Genomic DNA, 17,439 nt, shown 5'->3' on the forward strand with positions numbered 1-17,439 from the left:
GCTAGCGCTTACACACAAAGCGCTAGAGCCCATTTAATTACAAAATCAACCCACCCAGCGGCGGGCATTGCGCCACAAGCGCATCCAGGGGCTGAAGGCCTCCTGGCCGCCCGCGGCGACATGGTCCATCCAGCTCATCTGGATGTTGCGGAACACACGCTCGGGGTGCGGCATCATGGCTGTAAAGCGCCCGTCTGCGGTGGTCACCGCCGTCAGGCCACCGGGGCTGCCGTTGGGGTTGAACGGGTACTGCTCGGTGGCGGCGCCCATGTGGTCCACGAAGCGCATGGCGGCGATGGCCTTGTCGGCGTTGCCACGGTATTTGAAGTTGGCGTAGCCCTCGCCGTGCGCCACGGCGATCGGCAGGCGGCTGCCGGCCATGCCTTGCAGGAACAGACTGTGCGATTCGAGCACTTCCACCAGCGACAGGCGGGCCTCGAAACGCTCGCTCTGATTGGTGGTGAAGCGCGGCCAGTCCTGCGCGCCGGGGATGATATCGGCGAGCTCGGCGAACATCTGACAGCCGTTGCACACGCCCAGGCCAAAGGTGTCCTGGCGCGCGAAGAAGCCCTGGAACTGCTCGGCCAGCACTTTGTTGAAGGTGATGGAACGCGCCCAGCCGATGCCCGCACCCAGCGTGTCGCCGTAGCTGAAGCCCCCGCAGGCCACGATGCCCTTGAAGTCCTCCAGGCGCGCACGGCCGCTCTGCAGGTCGGTCATGTGCACGTCGTGCGCCTCGAAACCCGCCTCGGTGAAGGCGTAGGCCATTTCCACATGCGAGTTCACGCCCTGCTCGCGCAGCACGGCCACCTTGGGCTTGGAAAGATTGAGGTACGGCGCGGCCACGTCCTGCGCGGGGTCGAACGTCAGGTGCACATGCAGGCCCGGGTCGGCCGGTGCACCGGCTGCCGCGTGCTCGGCGTCGGCGCAGGCGGGGTTGTCGCGGCGCTGGCAGATCTGCCAGCTCACGCTGTCCCAGACCTGGTGCAGGTCTTCCAGCTTGGCACTGAACACGCTCTTGGCGTCGCGCCACACCTGCAGCTCGCCCTTGCCGGCATCGATGGGGCTGGACAGCGGGCGCGTCTTGCCGACGAAATGGCTGCACGCCGAGAGGCCGTGCGCGCGCAGCGTCTGCATGACGTCGTTGCGCTCGCTGGTCTTGACCTGCAGCACCACGCCCAGCTCTTCGTTGAACAGCGCCTTGAGCGTGAGTTCCTCGCGGCGCGCGCTCACCTGGCCGGCCCAGTTCTTGGCGTCGCCCGCGTCCATGCGGCTGTCATTGATGCCGTCGCCCTCGGTGACCAGCATGTCCACGTTCAGCGCCACGCCCACATGGCCGGCGAAGGCCATCTCGGCCACGGCAGCGAGCAGGCCGCCGTCGCTGCGGTCGTGGTAGGCCAGGATGCGGCCCTGCGCACGCAGCGCGTTCACGGCGTTCACCAAGTTCACCAGGTCCTTGGCGTCATCGAGATCGGGCACTGTGTCGCCGGCCTGGTCCAGCACCTGGCCCAGGATGCTGCCGCCCATGCGGCACTGGCCCTTGCCCAGGTCGATGAGCACCAGCGTGGTGTCTTCCTCGGTGGCGTCGAGCTGCGGCGTGAGCGTGCCGCGCACGTCCTGCAGCGTGGCGAAGCTGCTCACGATCAGGCTCACTGGCGAGACCACCTTCTTCTGTGCGTCGCCGTCCTTCCACTGCGTGCGCATGGACAGCGAGTCCTTGCCCACGGGGATGCTGATGCCCAGTTGCGGGCACAGCTCCAGGCCCACGGCCTTGACGGTGGCGTAGAGGTCGGCGTCCTCGCCCGGCTCGCCGCAGGCGGCCATCCAGTTGGCGGACAGCTTGACGCGCGGCAGCTCGATGGGCGCGGCCAGCAGGTTGGTGATGGCTTCGGCCACCGCCATGCGGCCCGAGGCCGGGGCGTTGATGGCGGCCAGCGGCGTGCGCTCGCCCATGGCCATGGCCTCGCCGGCGAAACCCTTGTAATCGGCCAGCGTGACGGCGCAGTCGGCCACGGGCACCTGCCAGGGGCCGACCATCTGGTCGCGGTGCGTGAGGCCGCCCACGGTGCGGTCGCCAATGGTGACGAGGAAGCGCTTGGACGCCACGGTGGGGTGGCTCAGCACGTCGATCACGGCCTTCTGCAGCGGCACGCCGGTCAGGTCGATGGGCGCGAACTGGCGCTGCACGGTGGTCACGTCGCGGTGCATCTTGGGCGGCTTGCCCAGCAGCACCGACATGGGCATATCCACTGGCAGCTTCTGGTCTTCCGCCTGCGCGGCGGGATCTTCCAGCACCAGTTGGCGTTCCTCCGTGGCTGTGCCGATCACGGCAAACGGGCAGCGCTCGCGCTCGCAGAACGCTCGAAACAGCTCCAACGATTCGGGTGCGATGGCCAGCACGTAGCGCTCCTGGCTCTCGTTCGACCAGATTTCCTTGGGCGCCATGCCCGATTCTTCGAGCTGCACGGCGCGCAGGTCAAAGCGTGCACCGCGTCCGGCGTCGTTCGTCAGCTCGGGGAAGGCGTTGGACAAACCGCCCGCGCCCACGTCGTGGATGGCCAGGATGGGGTTGGCCTCGCCCTGCGCCCAGCAGTGGTTGATGACCTCCTGCGCACGGCGCTCGATCTCGGGGTTGCCGCGTTGCACAGAGTCGAAGTCCAGCTCGGCCGCGTTCTGCCCCGTGGCCATGGAGCTGGCCGCGCTGCCGCCCATGCCGATGCGCATGCCCGGGCCGCCCAACTGCACCAGCAGCGAACCGGCGGGGAATTCGATCTTTTGCGTGAGCCGGGCGTCGATGCTGCCCAGGCCACCCGCAATCATGATGGGCTTGTGGTAGCCACGTGCCACACCGGCCACGGTCTGCTCGTATTCGCGAAAGTACCCCGCCAGGTTGGGGCGGCCGAACTCGTTGTTGAACGCGGCGCCGCCCAGCGGCCCCTCGGTCATGATCTGCAGCGGGCTGGCGATGTGCGACGGCTTGCCGCCTTCCTGGTCCGACGCGCCGCCCCACAGCTTGGAGACGGTGAAGCCCGTGAGGCCCGCCTTGGGCTCGGAGCCGCGCCCGGTGGCGCCCTCGTCGCGGATCTCGCCGCCCGCGCCGGTGGAGGCGCCCGGGAAGGGCGAGATGGCCGTGGGGTGGTTGTGCGTCTCCACCTTCATCAGCACATGCTGGAGAACGCTCTCTTTTCCATAGCTGCTCGCGCTTGTTTCTTGGGCGCTAGAGGCCATTTTTGCCACAAAACGCTCGACCTGGTGGCCTTCCATCACCGAGGCGTTGTCGGAATAGGCTACCACGGTGTGCTGCGGGCTGGTCTGGTGCGTGTGGTGGATCATGCCGAACAGGCTCTTGTCCTGCGCCACGCCGTCGATGGTGAACTGCGCGTTGAAGATCTTGTGGCGGCAGTGCTCGCTGTTGGCCTGCGCAAACATCATCAACTCCACATCGGTAGGGTTGCGCGCCAGGCCCGTAAAAGCGGTGACGAGGTAGTCGATTTCATCGTCGGCCAGCGCCAGGCCCCACTGGGTGTTGGCGGCCTCCAAGGCGGCACGGCCGCCGGTCAGCACGTTCACATGCTCCATGGGCTGGGGCGGCAGTTCGGTGAACAGGGCCTGCACATCGGCCAGGTCAAACAGCACGGACTCGGTCATGCGGTCGTGCAGCAGCGCGGCCACCTGGGCCTGCTGCTCGGCGCTCAGCGTGGGCTTGCCCAGCAGGCCTGACTGCATCTGGATGCGGAATTCAGTGGCGCGCTCGATGCGGCGCAGCGCCAGGCCACAGTTGCGCGCGATGTCGGTGGCCTTGGAGGCCCAGGGCGACACCGTGCCCAGGCGCGGCGTGACGATGATGGCCACACCATCGATCGGGCCCTGGTACGGGTCGCCGTAGGTCAGCAGCGCGGCCAGGCGCTGCTGTTGCTCGTGCGTCGGGGGTGCATCGGTGGCCACCAGGTGCACAAAGCGGGCCGCAATGCCGGCAATCTTTGGGTGGATGGCTTGGAGTGCGGGCTGGAGTTGCTGCGCGCGAAAGGGGCTGAGGGCGTTGCCGCCCGCAATCGTGGTCAGGTGCAAGGTCACGTTGGCGGCCTGGGTGAGTAGTGAGGGAGGAACGTGCCGGGCGGTGGCCCCGAGGAGGCCTTGGCCCGCACGACCGAAGCCCGCCATTTTACCGGGCACCGGCATCACCAGGCCCTTGCCCTGCACGAACCGAAGGGCGATGGGATAATTCCGCCCCATGAGCATCACTATCAAAGACGCTGCGGACATTGAAGGCATGCGCGTCGCATGCCGCCTTGCTTCGGAAGTACTGGACTACATCGCCCCCCATATCCGGCCGGGCATCACCACGGCAGAAATCGACCGCCTCGGCGCCGAATGCATGGCCCAGCAGGGCACCATTTCAGCCACCGTCGGCTACCAGCCGCCGGGCTACCCGGCCTACCCTGCCTCGCTGTGCACCTCGGTCAACCATGTGGTGTGCCACGGCATCCCGAACGACAAGCCGCTCAAAAAAGGCGACATCGTGAACGTGGACGTCACCGTCATCACCAAAGATGGCTGGTATGGCGACAACAGCCGCATGTACCTGATTGGCGAGTGCTCGATTGCCGCCAAACGGCTGTCGGCCATCACGTTTGAGGCGATGTGGCACGGCATTTTGCAGGTTAAGCCCAGCGCGCACCTGGGCGACATCGGCCACGCCATTCAGAAGTTTGCCGAAGGACATGGCTTTACCGTGGTGCGCGAATTTTGCGGCCACGGCATTGGCAAGGTGTTCCATGAAGAGCCCCAGGTGCTGCACTATGGCCGCCCCGGCACGCTGGAAGAACTCAAGCCCGGCATGGTGTTCACCATCGAACCCATGATCAACGCCGGACGGCGCGAGATCAAGGAGTTTGGCAACGACGGCTGGACCATCGTCACCAAGGACCGCAGCCTCTCGGCACAGTGGGAGCACACCGTGCTGGTCACGCCCACGGGTTACGAGGTGATGACGCTCTCGGCCGGCTCCCCCCCCCTGCCTTCCTTCGTGCAGGCCACGGCCACCTGAAATGATGCCCCCCCTGAGCCGCTTTGCGTCATCCCCAGGGGGACGCCCCCAGTGCGGCGGGGCAGCCCTTGCACGGGGCACTGGACCACGCCAGTGTCAAACTTCGGGGGCTGCATGCAGCGCGGTAGCGCAGTCGGAGCAAAGCACGAGCACGGTTATTGCTTAGCAAAGCCATGACCGAACTCCAAAAACTGCGCGACGCTTACCGGCTCCAAAAAAGCGCCCTCCTGGCCTCGCTGCAGGCCTCGGGCTCGTCCACACGCGGCATTCACGCGCTGCTGCGCAAGTTCTCGCGCCTGGCCGACGGACTGCTGTGCACACTCTGGCAACGCGCCGCCCTGCCCCCTGCGCTGACTTTGGTGGCCGTGGGCGGTTTTGGCCGTGAACAGCTGTTTCCGCACTCCGACGTCGATGTGCTGGTGCTGCTGCCCAATGCGCTTGCAGGCGCAGACACCTTGCGCGGCCAGGTGGAAGAATTCATCCGCAGTTGCTGGGACGCGGGGCTGGAGATTGGCTCCAGCGTGCGCACGGTGCAGGAATGCCTGAGCGAGGCTGCAGGCGACGTCACAGTACAGACATCGCTGCTCGAAGCCCGCCGGGTGTGCGGCGATGCAGACCTGTTCACGCATTTTCAGCACCAGTTTGGTGCACAACTCAATCCCCACGCCTTTCTGGTCGCCAAGACGCTGGAGATGCGCCAGCGCCACACCCGCTACGAAAACACCCCCTACGCACTGGAGCCCAACTGCAAGGAATCCCCCGGCGGCCTGCGTGACCTGCACCTCATCCTGTGGGTGGCACGCGCCGCCGGTCTGGGCCGCAGCTGGGAAGAACTGGCCGACAGCGGCCTGGCCACGCCTTTCGAGGTGCGCCAGATCAAACGCAACGAAGCTGTGCTGTTTTTAGTGCGCGCACGCCTGCACGCACTGGCTGGGCGGCGTGAAGACCGGCTGGTATTCGACCTTCAGACCGCAGTGGCCGAATCGCTGGGCTACCGCTCACAGGCGCCGGACGGCTCCCACCTGCCCATGCGCGCCAGCGAAGCCCTGATGCGCCGCTACTACTGGGCCGCCAAGGCCGTATCGCAGCTGTGCCAGATTTTGCTGCTCAACATCGAAGAGCGCCTGGACCCGCCCACACAGCAACCCCGGCCCATCAACGACCGGTTTTTCGACAAAGGCGGCATGATCGACGTGGTCAGCGACGACCTGTACCAGCGTGACCCGCACGCCATCCTCGAAACCTTTTTGCTCTACCAAAGCTCGACCGGGCTGCAAAACCTGTCGGCGCGCACGCTGCGCGCGCTCTACAACGCCCGTGGCGTGATGGACAGCGCTTTCCGGCGCGACCCGGTCAACCGCGCCGCCTTTCTGCGCATCCTGCAGCAGCCCGCAGGCATCACCCATGCCCTGCGGCTGATGAACCAAACCTCGGTGCTCGGACGCTACCTGTGGCCGTTTCGCCGCATCGTCGGGCAGATGCAGCACGACCTGTTCCACGTCTATACCGTGGACCAGCACATCCTGATGGTGCTGCGCAACGTGCGGCGCTTCTTCATTGCTGAGCACGCGCACGAATACCCTTTCTGCTCGCAACTGGCCGGTGGCTGGGACAAGCCCTGGGTGCTGTTTGTGGCCGCGCTGTTCCACGACATCGGCAAGGGGCGCGGCGGCGACCATTCGCAGATTGGCGCCATCGAGGCGCGGCGGTTTTGCCGCCAGCATGGCGTGGCGCGGGACGACACGCAGCTCATCGAATTCCTGGTGCGCGAGCACCTGACCATGAGCAACGTGGCGCAAAAGCAAGACCTCTCTGACCCCGACGTCATCACCGCGTTTGCCCAGCGCGTGGGCAACGAGCGCAACCTTACAGCGCTGTACCTGCTCACCGTGGCCGACATCCGGGGCACCAGCCCCAAGGTGTGGAACGCCTGGAAAGGCAAGCTGCTCGAAGACCTGTACCGCGCCACGCTGCGCGTGCTGGGTGGGCGCGCCCCCGATGCCGCCGCCTTGATCGAAGCCCGCAAACGCGAAGCCCTGGTGCTGCTGGCCCTGAGCGCCCTGCCGTTTGAGGCCCACAAAAAGCTCTGGGAAACGCTGGACGTGGGCTACTTCATGCGCCACGAGGCCGCCGACATTGCCTGGCACACGCGCCACCTCTCGCGCCACGTAGGCACGCAGCAGCCCGTGGTGCGCGCGCGCCAGTCGCTGGCGGGTGAAGGCCTGCAGGTGCTGGTGTACGCCGCCGACCAGAGCGACCTGTTCGCGCGCATTTGCGGGTATTTCGACCGGGCGGGATTCTCGATTCTGGATGCCCGCGTGCACACCGCCAGCAATGGCTACGCACTCGACACCTTCCAGGTGGTCAGCGCAGAGCTGCAGGGACACTACCGCGAACTCACCCACATGGTCGAGAACGACCTGGCGCAGGCCATCGTACAAGGTGGCCCGCTGCCCGAACCCGCACGCAGGCGGGTTTCGCGCCGGGTAAAAAGCTTTCCAGTCACACCCCGTGTCACCCTGCGACCCGACGAAAAAGCGCAGCGCTGGCTACTGGGCATCTCCGCCAGCGACCGCGCCGGTCTGCTCTACCTGGTGGCGCGGGTGCTGGCCCGCCACGGGCTGAGCGTGCAACTGGCCAAGGTCAGCACGCTGGGCGAGCGCGTGGAAGACACCTTTCTGGTGCAGGGCAGCGAGTTGCAAAACAATTTTCGGCAGATCGAGATCGAGACGGAGCTGCTGCACGCGCTGTCGGAGTGATTCTTTTGGGCTGCGCGGGGCCCGCCTCACCCATCGGGCACTTGACCAAAGAAGACAATGACCAGGGCCCGATCCCCAGCGACTGGAGCGAAGCCCAGCGCAGGCCACAAGACCTGGACGCCACCCACTACCCAAGAAGCACGGCCAGGGATACCACGGCTACAAGCTGAGCATCAGCGTGGACATGCGGCATAAGTTCATCCGCAAAATCACCACTGGCACCGCAAGCGAGCAAGACAGCACGCACTTTGACGATGTGCTCGTCGAGCACAGCACCAGCGGCGATGTGTCTGCCGACCGGGGCTATCGAGCGACCTACCACCCTGCCTTTGCGCGTGTTCAACTTCGGGGTTGCCGGTGCGAACGAAGGCAAAAATCAGGGCTGCTACGACTGAACACATGACGATGCTAGAGCCCACCGAGCGGGTGGAGAAGTACTTTGGCGACCCCAAAATGGCTTACGCCGCTTCATGAATAAACCGGGCCGGATCAACAGATGTTAAAGCCACGTTCCATAGAGAAAAAGAAAAAGGCCGGTAGCTTGTGGAAGCTACCGGCCTTGTCTGTGGTGCCCGAGGCCGGAATCGAACCGGCACGCCTTGCGGCGGGGGATTTTGAGTCCCCTGCGTCTACCAATTCCACCACCCGGGCTGAATTTAGGGAGACGCAAATTATGGCACAGTAGGGAGCATGAAATACAAGACGATTGAAGATGCCGTCGGTAACACGCCACTGGTTGCATTGCAGCGCATCGGAGCGCCGGACAACGCAGCGCGTGGCAATGTCATTTTGGGCAAGCTGGAGGGCAACAACCCGGCGGGGTCGGTGAAAGACCGACCGGCGCTGTCGATGATCCGCCGGGCGGAGGAGCGCGGTGACATCAAGCCGGGTGACACGCTGATTGAGGCTACCTCGGGTAACACCGGCATTGCGCTGGCCATGGCAGCGGCCATCAAGGGGTACCGCATGGTGCTGGTGATGCCGGAGGACCTGTCTATCGAGCGTGCGCAAACCATGAAGGCCTACGGTGCCGAGCTGGTGCTCACGCCCCGCAGCGGCGGTATGGAGCATGCGCGCGACTTGGCCGAGGCCATGCAAAAGCGCGGCGAGGGCAAAGTGCTGGACCAGTTTGCCAATGCAGACAACCCGCGCATCCACTTCGAGACCACGGGCCCTGAAATTTGGGAGCAGACGGGTGGGCGTATCACGCACTTCATCAGCGCGATGGGTACCACGGGCACTATTACCGGTGTGTCGCGCTACCTTAAGCAACAGAACCCGAATGTGCTGATCATTGGCGCGCAGCCGCAGGAGGGCTCGCGCATTCCAGGTATCCGCAAATGGCCCGAGGCCTATATGCCGGCCATCTACGATGCACGGGCGATAGACGAGTTGATGCTGGTGTCCCAGGATGATGCCGAGGACATGTGCCGCAGGCTGGCGCGCGAGGAAGGCATTTTTGCGGGCATCTCGGCCGCTGGCGCCTGCTGGGTGGCGCAGCAGATTGCGCTGCGCGAGCACGACGCGCATATCGTTTTTGTGGTGTGTGACCGGGGTGACCGCTACCTTTCCACGGGCGTTTTCCCCGCCTGAGAATTTTAATAAAAACACCTTCTGGCGCCCTATTTATAAGCGCTATAAGCTATAAAATAAATAGCAATGCAATACGAAACCCGTTTTTGCCCCCACTGTGCAACTCCGCTGGAGATGATCTCCCGCGAGGAAGACAGTGGCCTGGTGACGCGACTGCGCTGCCCGGCCTGCGAGTGGACACACTGGAACAACCCCACACCGGTTCTGGCGGCTGTGGTCGAGCTCAATGGCCAGGTGCTGCTGGCGCGCAATGCGGCCTGGCCGGGCAAAATGTTTGCACTGATTACGGGGTTTATGGAAGCAGGCGAATCGCCGCAAAAGGGCGTGGCGCGCGAGGTGAAGGAGGAAACCAACCTCGATGTGCGTTCCATTCAGATGATTGGCGCCTATGAGTTTATGCGCATGAATCAGGTCATCATTGCCTACCATGTGGTGGCAGAAGGCGAGGTCAAACTCTCGCCCGAACTGGTCGATTACCGCCTCTACGACCTGCCTGATCTGCGTTGTTGGCCCGCCGGCACGGGCTACGCACTGGCCGACTGGCTGCGCACGCGCGGGCACGAGCCTGTATTTTTTACCGCTGAAGAAAACGCTGAACGCCGCCGTGGGCTGGACCAGCCGCCAAAGGACTGAAAAACATGGACATCCACAAGGAAATCGACACGCGCGGGCTGAACTGCCCGCTTCCTATCCTCAAGGCCAAGAAGGCCTTGGCCGACATGGACAGCGGCGAACTGCTGAAGGTGCTGGCCACCGACGTCGGCTCGCTGCGTGACTTTCAGGCCTTTGCCAAACAGACTGGCAATGAGTTGGTGGAGCAGCAGACGGTGGGCGAGGAATACATCCACATCCTGCGGCGGAGGTAGTCGTCTTATAGGGCGCCACCCATGCACCCTCAAGCCCCAGAAGCCACAACCTGTGCACAAAGCGCGTTCAAGAGCTACGAGCCAGGCGCTATGCACATGGACGTGAAATACCTGCCCCAGACGCAGGACCAATCGCAACGGCGCTACCTGTTCGTGGCCATGGACCGGGCCACGCGGTGGGTGTTCGTACAACTCAAGACCAACAAGACAGTCGCCAGTGCGCAGGCCTTCCTCAAGGTATTGCACAAGGCCTGCCCGCCCAGGATCACCAAGCTGCTGACCGACAACGGCAAGGAGTTCACCGACCGCCTGTTTGCCAGCCCAGCGGCAACCATGAGTTCGACCAGTTGTACCAGGAACTGGGCATAGAGCACCGGTTGACCCTGCCCCGAACCCCGAGAACCAACGGCATGGTGGAGCGGTTCAATGGCCACATGGCCGATGTACTCAAGACCCACAGGTTCAACAGCCGTGAGGATATGGAGCGACCTTGCTGCGCTATGTGGCCTTGTACAACCACCAATTGCCGCAGTCAGCACTGGGCAGAAAGACGCCTATGCAGGCCATGAAGAAGTGGTACCAGGAGCATCCACACCTGTTCCACAAGCGGCCTTATGATCGTCCGGGATGCGACATTGCAACAGTACCGGGCCATTGCCACGCGCTACGACAAGACTGCTCGCAACTTTCTGGGGGTCATCCATCTGGCGGCATCCATGGTGTGGTTGACATGACCCTGGCAACCCTGCTACGCCCTCGGAATTGATTGATGACACACCCTACTTCCACGCCCAATCCAACTCATAAATTCAGCGGTTCTGGCGGAAATTCTTCCCCTTGTGGATCACCCATAGGAGACCAGTCACCTTCCATCGCGCGGCGCTTGCGATTCGCGTGGTAGGCCGTCAGCACTTGGTGCGCCACCATGTCCAGGCTGGGGCGGGTGTTGCCTTGCTTGTCGGTCCAGATGCGGGGAGTGAGGGTCCCGGCAAGGGACACACTGTCACCATCGGCCAGAGCACCCAATGCGGCGCAGGACGCGGCATCGAAGGCGATGACATTGACGAACAGGTTTTCGCCATCGTTACTGGTGGCGCGCACGCGGGCTACCGTGAAGGTCTTTCCAGCCTTGTCTGTACGCTCGGCGGCCTGTCCGTACAGTCGGCCTGCAATCAATCCGTCAATCATGTTGGTTCCTTACCCGGCTGGGCGCTGTAGTTGTTGGCGCATGCTGCAGTGCCTGCACATGGACGCCTTGCACCTTCCAGGTAGCTATGGTGTCTTTTCAAGTAAAGGGCGCACTGCACGCAGCACAGGCGCCACACCATAGCAGTCACACGGCCAGGCTCCCGTCGGCCCCACACCGTACCGGTGAAAAGCCTGGCCATTTTTTCCAGTGGCGACAGTGTGTTCCTTCCGCTGCATTGCACCAGCCATAGAGGCGGCGCCTCTCACATGTTGCGCGGTATCAATACTGATCCGTCCAACCCAGGCTCGCCATACCCCTCACTCGCCTTTTGACACTGCGGGCAGCGACATTAACTCCATATTGAGTGGCATACCAGACTGGTCTCTTATAGACGTCATTATCCGAAAGGCTGATGCCTGAACGCGATCTGGAAGACGGACAAAATTATTTTCTTGCACCAGTGTATCCCCATTAAAAAATGACCAAAGAATAAACTGAAGCGCTGCTGCGGTTTGCTCTGCATTCTTTGCCATTCTGGGGAAAACAACAAAAGTACCCATAGTGATTGGCCATGCATCTTTACCTGGTTTGCTGGTCAAGGTGTTGTTAAATTTCCCTTTCGCAGACCACTCGCTATTTTTCAGGGCAGATTTAAATGAACTCAACGAAGGTTTTATATAAAAACCATCTGAGTTTTTCATTTGAATAGCTGTGAGCCCATATTCTGCAACATATCCATAGTCGACATAGCCAATCGCACCCACGGTGTCTCGTACTGCCTTTGATACGCCATCACTGCCCTTGAACGAACCAAATCCATCCGGCCATTGGATGGTAGTTTTGACGCCATAAGTAGATTTCCATTTTTGACTGGTCTTTGCAAGATAATCAGCAAAATTGTAAGTTGTCCCGGAACCATCAGCCCGCACGACAACCTTGATGGCCAGGTCTGGAAGCACGATATCTGGATTCAACTCAGCGATCTCAGAGGCATTCCAATGGCTGATCTCTCCCATGAAGATGCGACTCAGAACTTCGCCTGTCAGCCGAAGTTGACCATTCTGTATCCGGGGTAAATTGATGATGGGACTGATGCCCGTGATCGCAATCGGGAAGACAACCAAATCACCATTAATCAGATCTTCTTCGCGGGGGTACACATCCGTCGCACCAAATCCAACGGCATTTTGCTGGATTTTTTTCATGCCAGCACTGGATCCTATTGAATCATATTCAACAATGGAACCAGTCGCTCTTAAATAAGATTTTGCCCACGTTCTATAAATGGGTGCAGCAGCTGAAGAGCCTGCACCGGTGGCAGTTGCTGCGTTGGCAGAAGCCATCTGGAATGCGAAGACAACAACGCTACACAAGGCAACCCAACGGAGAAATACTATAGCATCTTTATTTTTCATAATATTTTAAATCAACCATTTAAAAACAAAAATCAAGTAATTTCCTGGAGATCATTCCACAAAAAATCCACTTTTTTTCAATCCACTACTGAAATTCTGTTTTGGCATTTTTTCACAATACTGTCATTTGTATCAATTAGTGTTTACTGATCGCTGCGGCACACGGTTGCGCTGGCGGCTTTTGTCATCGTCCTGAGCCCGATCACCCCTGATAGGCCAGGCACTTCCAGTGATTCACGAAAGTTTCAGATGCTTCAAAACTTGAAAATTGGCACCAGGCTGGCCCTGGCCTTTGCATTGCTTCTTGCGCTGATCGCGGCGCTGGCAGCAGGCGGCATTAGCGGGTCAAGGCAGCTGACGGAACGCAGTGCCACGCTGTATGGCGACCGCATGGTTCCCATGGGCCTGCTGGCAGAGATCAGCCACCTCACCCAGCACAACCGTGTTCTGGTCATGGACATGCTGATGGATCCAGGCATCCGCAATCTCCAGTCCAGCCATGCGGCGCTCACCACCAACGTCGAGCGGATCCATACCTTGTGGAAGACCTATGTATCCCGGCCGCTGCGTTCTGATGAAGAAGCACTGGCCAAAGCCTTTGCAACGACCAATACCACCTACCTGGAGCAAGGCCTGATCCCCGCAGCATCGGCCTTGGTTGCAGGTAAATACGATGACGGCTCAGAGCTGTACATCAGTCAGATTCGACCAAACGCGGTCAAGGTGCAGGTGGCGGCCGAGCAGCTCGTCGCATTGCAGATCGAAGTGGCCGCCGCCGAATTCGCTGCTGCCAGGCACCTGAGTGAAAGCATCCATGCCTGGATGATGGGGGCCACGGTACTGGCTCTTCTGATTGGTGCTGGCATGGCTCTCGTCATTACAAGGTCTATTTCCCGGCCATTGCGCCAGGCCGTCACCGTGGCCCAAACCGTGGCCGGCGGCGATCTCAGTACGCAAATTGAAGTGCAGGGCACCGACGAAACGGCCGAGCTATTGCAGGCATTGCGTGAGATGAACAACCAGTTGGTGCATGTCATCACGCAAGTAGGCGAGAGCACTGCCAGGGTCGCAGGAGACGCCGCATTCATTGCAGATGGAACAGAGGACCTGGCAAAGAGGACAGAGGTGCAAGCATCCAGCCTCCAAGAAACAGCAGCGTCCATGGAGCAGCTCACCATCACGGTTCAGCACAACACCGACAACGCAAGCCGCGCAGCAACTCTCGCCCATGAGGCAAGCATGGTGGCCAATGAGGGCAGAACGGTGATGCAGGACGTCATCGCAACCATGCAGGAAATCAACGGCCAGTCTCGAAAAGTGACGGACATCATCAAGGTGATTGATGACATCGCGTTCCAGACCAATCTTCTGGCACTCAATGCGGCAGTCGAAGCCGCCCGTGCAGGTGCGCAGGGCCGAGGATTTGCGGTGGTGGCAGGGGAGGTTCGCCGACTTTCCCAGCGCAGCAGCATGGCGGCCCGCGAGATCCGGGCACTGATATCGGCCAGCGTATGCGGTGTCGAACTCGGTTCCTCCTTGGTCAGCCAGGCCGGAGAACGCGTGGCCAACACCGTCACACACGTCAATCATGTCGTGAGCCTCATCACCCAGATCAAGGACGCTAGCCAAGAGCAAGCCCGGGGTATTTCGCAGATCAACGAAGCCGTCCGGCATCTGGACACCGTGACACAACAGAATGCGGCGCTTGTGGATGACAATTCGTTAGCTTCTACGGGTATGAAAACCCAGGTCAGGCACCTGCTGAAAGTCATTCATCAGTTCAAACTGACCGCTGATGGCACGCCCTATACCCTGGAAGCAAGCGCACCCCCCATGGTGAACGGGCCCCAACAGCGCGCACTGGCACTACAACGCAATGCGGCAGAACGGTGGGCTCGCAGCCCTGCCTTGCCCGGATAAGGTGCAGCAAGACACTCAGTCCACTGGCGGCCCGGGCTCCGTTTCCTGCGTCGGCGCTGCCGGTGTCGGCATGGCCTCATCGTCCAGCGCCCTGTCCACCAGCGGCGAAGGCAGCGAACGGGTGGGCTTGACTCCCAGTTCTTTCAGCATTTCGGCCTGGCGGATTACGTTGCCCTTGTTCTGGCTGAGCTTGTTGTAGGCCTTGGTGTAGGCATCCTGGGCCTGGCCCAGGTTTTTGCCTACCTTGTCCAGATCTTCCACAAAGCCGGCCAAGCGGTCGTACAGCTCGGCGCCGCGCTTGGCGATTTCCTGGGCGTTGCGGCTTTGCGCTTCCTGGCGCCACAGGTGGGCTACGGTGCGCACGACGAACAGCAGGGTGGACGGACTCACCAGCAGCACATTCTTGTTCCAGGCGTCGCTGTAGAGCTGGCTGTCGCTGGTGACGGCGAGCATGAAGGCGGGCTCGATGGGTACGAACATGAGCACGAAATCGAGCGACTGCAATCCGTGCAATTGTTGGTAGTTGCGCTCGGCCAAGCCTTTGATGTGCTGACGCACTGATTCAATGTGGCGGCGCTGGGCGGCGGCGCGCTGCAAGTCGGTCTCGGCGTTGGCAAATTCTTCGTAGGCAATCAGCGACACCTTGGCGTCCACGACCAGGTGGCGGTTTTCGGGCAGATGGATCACCACGTCGGGCTGGGCGCGCGTGCCGTCGTCACGCAAGTGGTTTTCCTGCACGTCGTATTCGATGCCCGGGCGCAGACCAGCGAGTTCGAGTACACGATCCAGAACCAGTTCGCCCCAGTTGCCCTGGGCCTTGGTCGATCCTTTGAGAGCATGGGTGAGATTTTTGGCATCCTCACTCAGCGCCTGGTTCAGGCCCATAAGCTGGTGCACCTGCTGTGACAGGGCGGAGCGCTGTTTGCCTTCGGTGTCGTAGAACAACTCCACCTTGCCCTGGAACTCCTGCAGGCGCGCACGCAAGGGGTCGAGCAACTGACCCAGGCTTTGCTGGTTCTGCTCGGCAAAGCGCTTGCCTTTTTCTTCAAGAATGTCGTTGGCCAGGCTTTTGAACTGGTGGGTAAGCGACTCACGCGCCTCGCTCAAAAGCTGCAGTTTTTCTTCGGATGCGCGGCGCTGGGCGTCCATTTGCGCGGCCAGCACGGCCAGCTGGCTGTGCAGTTCGGCGACCTGCTGGCGCGCCGCCTGGGTCTGCGCAGCCTGGTCCTGCGCCTGGGCCTCCAAGGTCGGCACGCGGGCCGCGCGCTCGGCCAGCTGGGCCCTGTCGTCGCGTGCCAGGTCCAGCGCCTGACGCCAATCCGCGGCCTGCGCTCGGATGTGCTGCAGCTCGCCCAGCAGGCTAACGCGCTCGGCTTCCAGGCCCCGCACCCGCTCCTGCGCGGTGGCGATGTGGGCGTTGGCGGTGGCCTGCACTTCCATCTGCGCCTGGCGACGTGCCTGGACTGCAATCTGCTCATGCTGTACAACCGCCTCGCGGCGCGCACGGGCGGCACCCCAAAGCCAGCCCAGGCACAAGGCTGCCAGTGCCAGCAAGACCATCGCCAGCACGGTCATGGGGTCAAAACCCAAGGCATTTGCTTTCATTTTGATAGCTTATTACGCTTACTGCATAAGCGTTTATGGCCATTTTGACTGGTATTTTATGTAGCAAGCGTGTTCACCGGCGTCAGCGCACCGCGCCCGTCAAAGAAGGCGATCAAGTTGTCTGCTGCCAGCATGGCCATGGCGCGTCTCGTCGCAACAGTCGCACTGGCAATGTGCGGTGTGAGCACCACATTGGGCACTGCCAGCAAGTCTGGGTGCACCTGTGGCTCGCCTTCAAAAACATCCAGCCCGGCAGCGGCGATGCGGCGCTCGCGCAGGGCGGTGGCAAGCGCAGCGTCATCCACGATGCCGCCGCGCGCGATGTTGACCAAGGTGGCCGTGGACTTCATCAACGCGAGTTCTGCCGCACCGATGGTGTGGTGCGATGCTGGCGTGTAAGGCAGTACCAGCACCACGTGGTCAGCCGTGCGCAGCAGCTCGTCCTTGGCTACGTAGCGCGCCTTGCAGGCGGCCTCCAGGTCGGATGGCAGGCGCGAGCGGTTGTGATAAACCACGTCCATGCCAAAGCCGTGCGCACCGCGCCGTGCAATGCCCTGCCCGATGCGCCCCATGCCGATGATGCCCAAGCGGCTGCCATGCACCTCGGCGCCAGCAAACATGTCGTAGCGCCAGTCTTTCCACAGGCCTGCGCGCAGGTAATGCTCGCTTTCGGTTATGCGGCGGGCCGTGGCCATCAGCAGGGCAAAGCCGAAGTCGGCCGTAGTTTCGGTCAGCACGTCGGGAGTGTTGGTGCCTTGCACTCCCGCCCGCGTCATTGCATCAAGATCAAAATTGTTGTACCCCACGGCCATGTTGGCCACGATGCGCAGTTGCGGGCACGCGGCAAGCAGTGCGGCATCGATGCGCTGGCCACCTGTAGTGAGTACCCCCACCTTGCCTTGCAGGCGCTTTACCAACTCATCTGGCGTCCAGTCTCGATCGTCGGTGTTTGAGTCGACACAGAAGTGCTGTGCAAGCTTTTCCAGCACTTGGGGAAAGATGGCACGCGCCACCAGGATTGCGGGTTTGTCCATGGTGGCGCCCA

The 17,439-nt window shown here is 61.8% G+C and carries 11 protein-coding genes, 1 tRNA gene and 4 pseudogenes; 10 read left to right on the plus strand and 6 right to left on the minus strand.

The genetic code is table 11. The annotated features are described in order from the left end of the window. Nucleotides 1-45: 45 nt before the first annotated feature. Complete coding sequence (purL, locus tag C8D04_RS07470) at nucleotides 46-4,074, minus strand: phosphoribosylformylglycinamidine synthase (protein ID WP_116006077.1); 4,029 nt, start codon at nucleotides 4,072-4,074, stop codon at nucleotides 46-48. A gap of 157 nt (nucleotides 4,075-4,231) precedes the next feature. On the opposite strand from purL, the gene map reads away from it, so the two are divergent. The 4 genes and pseudogenes from map to C8D04_RS07490 all read left to right on the plus strand — a co-directional run. Next, nucleotides 4,232-5,047 (plus strand): type I methionyl aminopeptidase, encoded by an 816-nt coding sequence (gene map, locus C8D04_RS07475; RefSeq protein WP_116004284.1) that lies wholly within the window; start codon nucleotides 4,232-4,234, stop codon nucleotides 5,045-5,047. A 173-nt stretch (nucleotides 5,048-5,220) separates the two neighbouring features. Continuing rightward, nucleotides 5,221-7,806, plus strand: a complete 2,586-nt coding sequence (locus C8D04_RS07480; RefSeq protein ID WP_116004285.1) for a [protein-PII] uridylyltransferase — start codon at nucleotides 5,221-5,223, stop codon at nucleotides 7,804-7,806. 20 nt (nucleotides 7,807-7,826) lie between these two features. Continuing rightward, nucleotides 7,827-8,113 (plus strand): annotated as a pseudogene (locus C8D04_RS19190) (transposase); the annotation flags it as partial. Between the two features lie 38 nt (nucleotides 8,114-8,151). Further along, nucleotides 8,152-8,280: pseudogene (locus tag C8D04_RS07490) on the plus strand (IS630 family transposase); the annotation flags it as partial. A gap of 92 nt (nucleotides 8,281-8,372) precedes the next feature. Here C8D04_RS07490 and C8D04_RS07495 read toward each other — a convergent pair. Continuing rightward, a tRNA-Leu gene (locus C8D04_RS07495) sits at nucleotides 8,373-8,457 on the minus strand. A gap of 39 nt (nucleotides 8,458-8,496) precedes the next feature. Here C8D04_RS07495 and cysM point away from each other — a divergent pair. The 5 genes and pseudogenes from cysM to C8D04_RS07520 all read left to right on the plus strand — a co-directional run. Next, nucleotides 8,497-9,399 carry a cysteine synthase CysM gene (gene cysM, locus C8D04_RS07500; protein WP_116004286.1) on the plus strand — a complete coding sequence of 301 codons (903 nt, stop codon included), beginning with the start codon at nucleotides 8,497-8,499 and terminating at the stop codon, nucleotides 9,397-9,399. A 66-nt stretch (nucleotides 9,400-9,465) separates the two neighbouring features. Further along, complete coding sequence (locus tag C8D04_RS07505) at nucleotides 9,466-10,032, plus strand: NUDIX domain-containing protein (RefSeq protein ID WP_116004287.1); 567 nt, start codon at nucleotides 9,466-9,468, stop codon at nucleotides 10,030-10,032. Nucleotides 10,033-10,037: 5 nt separating this feature from the next. Next, nucleotides 10,038-10,265 (plus strand): sulfurtransferase TusA family protein, encoded by a 228-nt coding sequence (locus C8D04_RS07510; RefSeq protein WP_116004288.1) that lies wholly within the window; start codon nucleotides 10,038-10,040, stop codon nucleotides 10,263-10,265. A 28-nt stretch (nucleotides 10,266-10,293) separates the two neighbouring features. Beyond that, nucleotides 10,294-10,899, plus strand: a pseudogene (locus tag C8D04_RS07515) (DDE-type integrase/transposase/recombinase); the annotation flags it as partial. After that, nucleotides 10,895-10,999, plus strand: a pseudogene (locus tag C8D04_RS07520) (IS5/IS1182 family transposase); the annotation flags it as partial. The pseudogenes C8D04_RS07515 and C8D04_RS07520, both read left to right, overlap by 5 nt. A 67-nt stretch (nucleotides 11,000-11,066) precedes the next feature. On the opposite strand, the gene C8D04_RS07525 reads toward C8D04_RS07520, so the two are convergent. Together C8D04_RS07525 and pstS are read right to left on the minus strand one after the other, a co-directional pair. Continuing rightward, nucleotides 11,067-11,453: a single-stranded DNA-binding protein gene (locus C8D04_RS07525; RefSeq protein ID WP_116004289.1), complete on the minus strand. Its 387-nt coding sequence runs from the start codon at nucleotides 11,451-11,453 to the stop codon at nucleotides 11,067-11,069. 318 nt (nucleotides 11,454-11,771) lie between these two features. Continuing rightward, entirely contained in the window at nucleotides 11,772-12,869 is a 1,098-nt protein-coding gene (gene pstS, locus C8D04_RS07530) for a phosphate ABC transporter substrate-binding protein PstS (RefSeq protein ID WP_165829124.1), read from the minus strand. A 249-nt stretch (nucleotides 12,870-13,118) separates the two neighbouring features. Between pstS and C8D04_RS07535 the strand changes: the two genes are divergently transcribed. Continuing rightward, entirely contained in the window at nucleotides 13,119-14,789 is a 1,671-nt protein-coding gene (locus C8D04_RS07535; protein ID WP_116004290.1) for a methyl-accepting chemotaxis protein, read from the plus strand. 15 nt (nucleotides 14,790-14,804) lie between these two features. Here C8D04_RS07535 and rmuC read toward each other — a convergent pair whose 3' ends face one another. Then, on the minus strand, nucleotides 14,805-16,394 hold the full coding sequence (rmuC, locus tag C8D04_RS07540; RefSeq protein ID WP_233521137.1) for a DNA recombination protein RmuC: 1,590 nt from the start codon (nucleotides 16,392-16,394) through the stop codon (nucleotides 14,805-14,807). Between the two features lie 56 nt (nucleotides 16,395-16,450). Continuing rightward, nucleotides 16,451-17,428 (minus strand): D-glycerate dehydrogenase, encoded by a 978-nt coding sequence (locus C8D04_RS07545; protein WP_116006081.1) that lies wholly within the window; start codon nucleotides 17,426-17,428, stop codon nucleotides 16,451-16,453. Between the last annotated feature and the right edge of the window lie 11 nt (nucleotides 17,429-17,439).

The sequence above is a fragment of the Simplicispira sp. 125 genome, assembly GCF_003096555.1.
GTDB lineage: Bacteria > Pseudomonadota > Gammaproteobacteria > Burkholderiales > Burkholderiaceae_C > Simplicispira.

Excerpts from the sequence above, each read along its gene's own strand:
- map (WP_116004284.1), top strand. The coding sequence starts at position 4,232 with ATGAGCATCACTATCAAAGACGCTGCGGACATTGAAGGCATGCGCGTC.
- C8D04_RS07480 (WP_116004285.1), top strand. The coding sequence starts at position 5,221 with ATGACCGAACTCCAAAAACTGCGCGACGCTTACCGGCTCCAAAAAAGC.
- cysM (WP_116004286.1), top strand. The coding sequence starts at position 8,497 with ATGAAATACAAGACGATTGAAGATGCCGTCGGTAACACGCCACTGGTT.
- C8D04_RS07505 (WP_116004287.1), top strand. The coding sequence starts at position 9,466 with ATGCAATACGAAACCCGTTTTTGCCCCCACTGTGCAACTCCGCTGGAG.
- C8D04_RS07510 (WP_116004288.1), top strand. The coding sequence starts at position 10,038 with ATGGACATCCACAAGGAAATCGACACGCGCGGGCTGAACTGCCCGCTT.
- C8D04_RS07525 (WP_116004289.1), bottom strand. The coding sequence starts at position 11,453 with ATGATTGACGGATTGATTGCAGGCCGACTGTACGGACAGGCCGCCGAG.
- pstS (WP_165829124.1), bottom strand. The coding sequence starts at position 12,869 with ATGAAAAATAAAGATGCTATAGTATTTCTCCGTTGGGTTGCCTTGTGT.
- C8D04_RS07535 (WP_116004290.1), top strand. The coding sequence starts at position 13,119 with ATGCTTCAAAACTTGAAAATTGGCACCAGGCTGGCCCTGGCCTTTGCA.
- rmuC (WP_233521137.1), bottom strand. The coding sequence starts at position 16,394 with ATGAAAGCAAATGCCTTGGGTTTTGACCCCATGACCGTGCTGGCGATG.
- C8D04_RS07545 (WP_116006081.1), bottom strand. The coding sequence starts at position 17,428 with ATGGACAAACCCGCAATCCTGGTGGCGCGTGCCATCTTTCCCCAAGTG.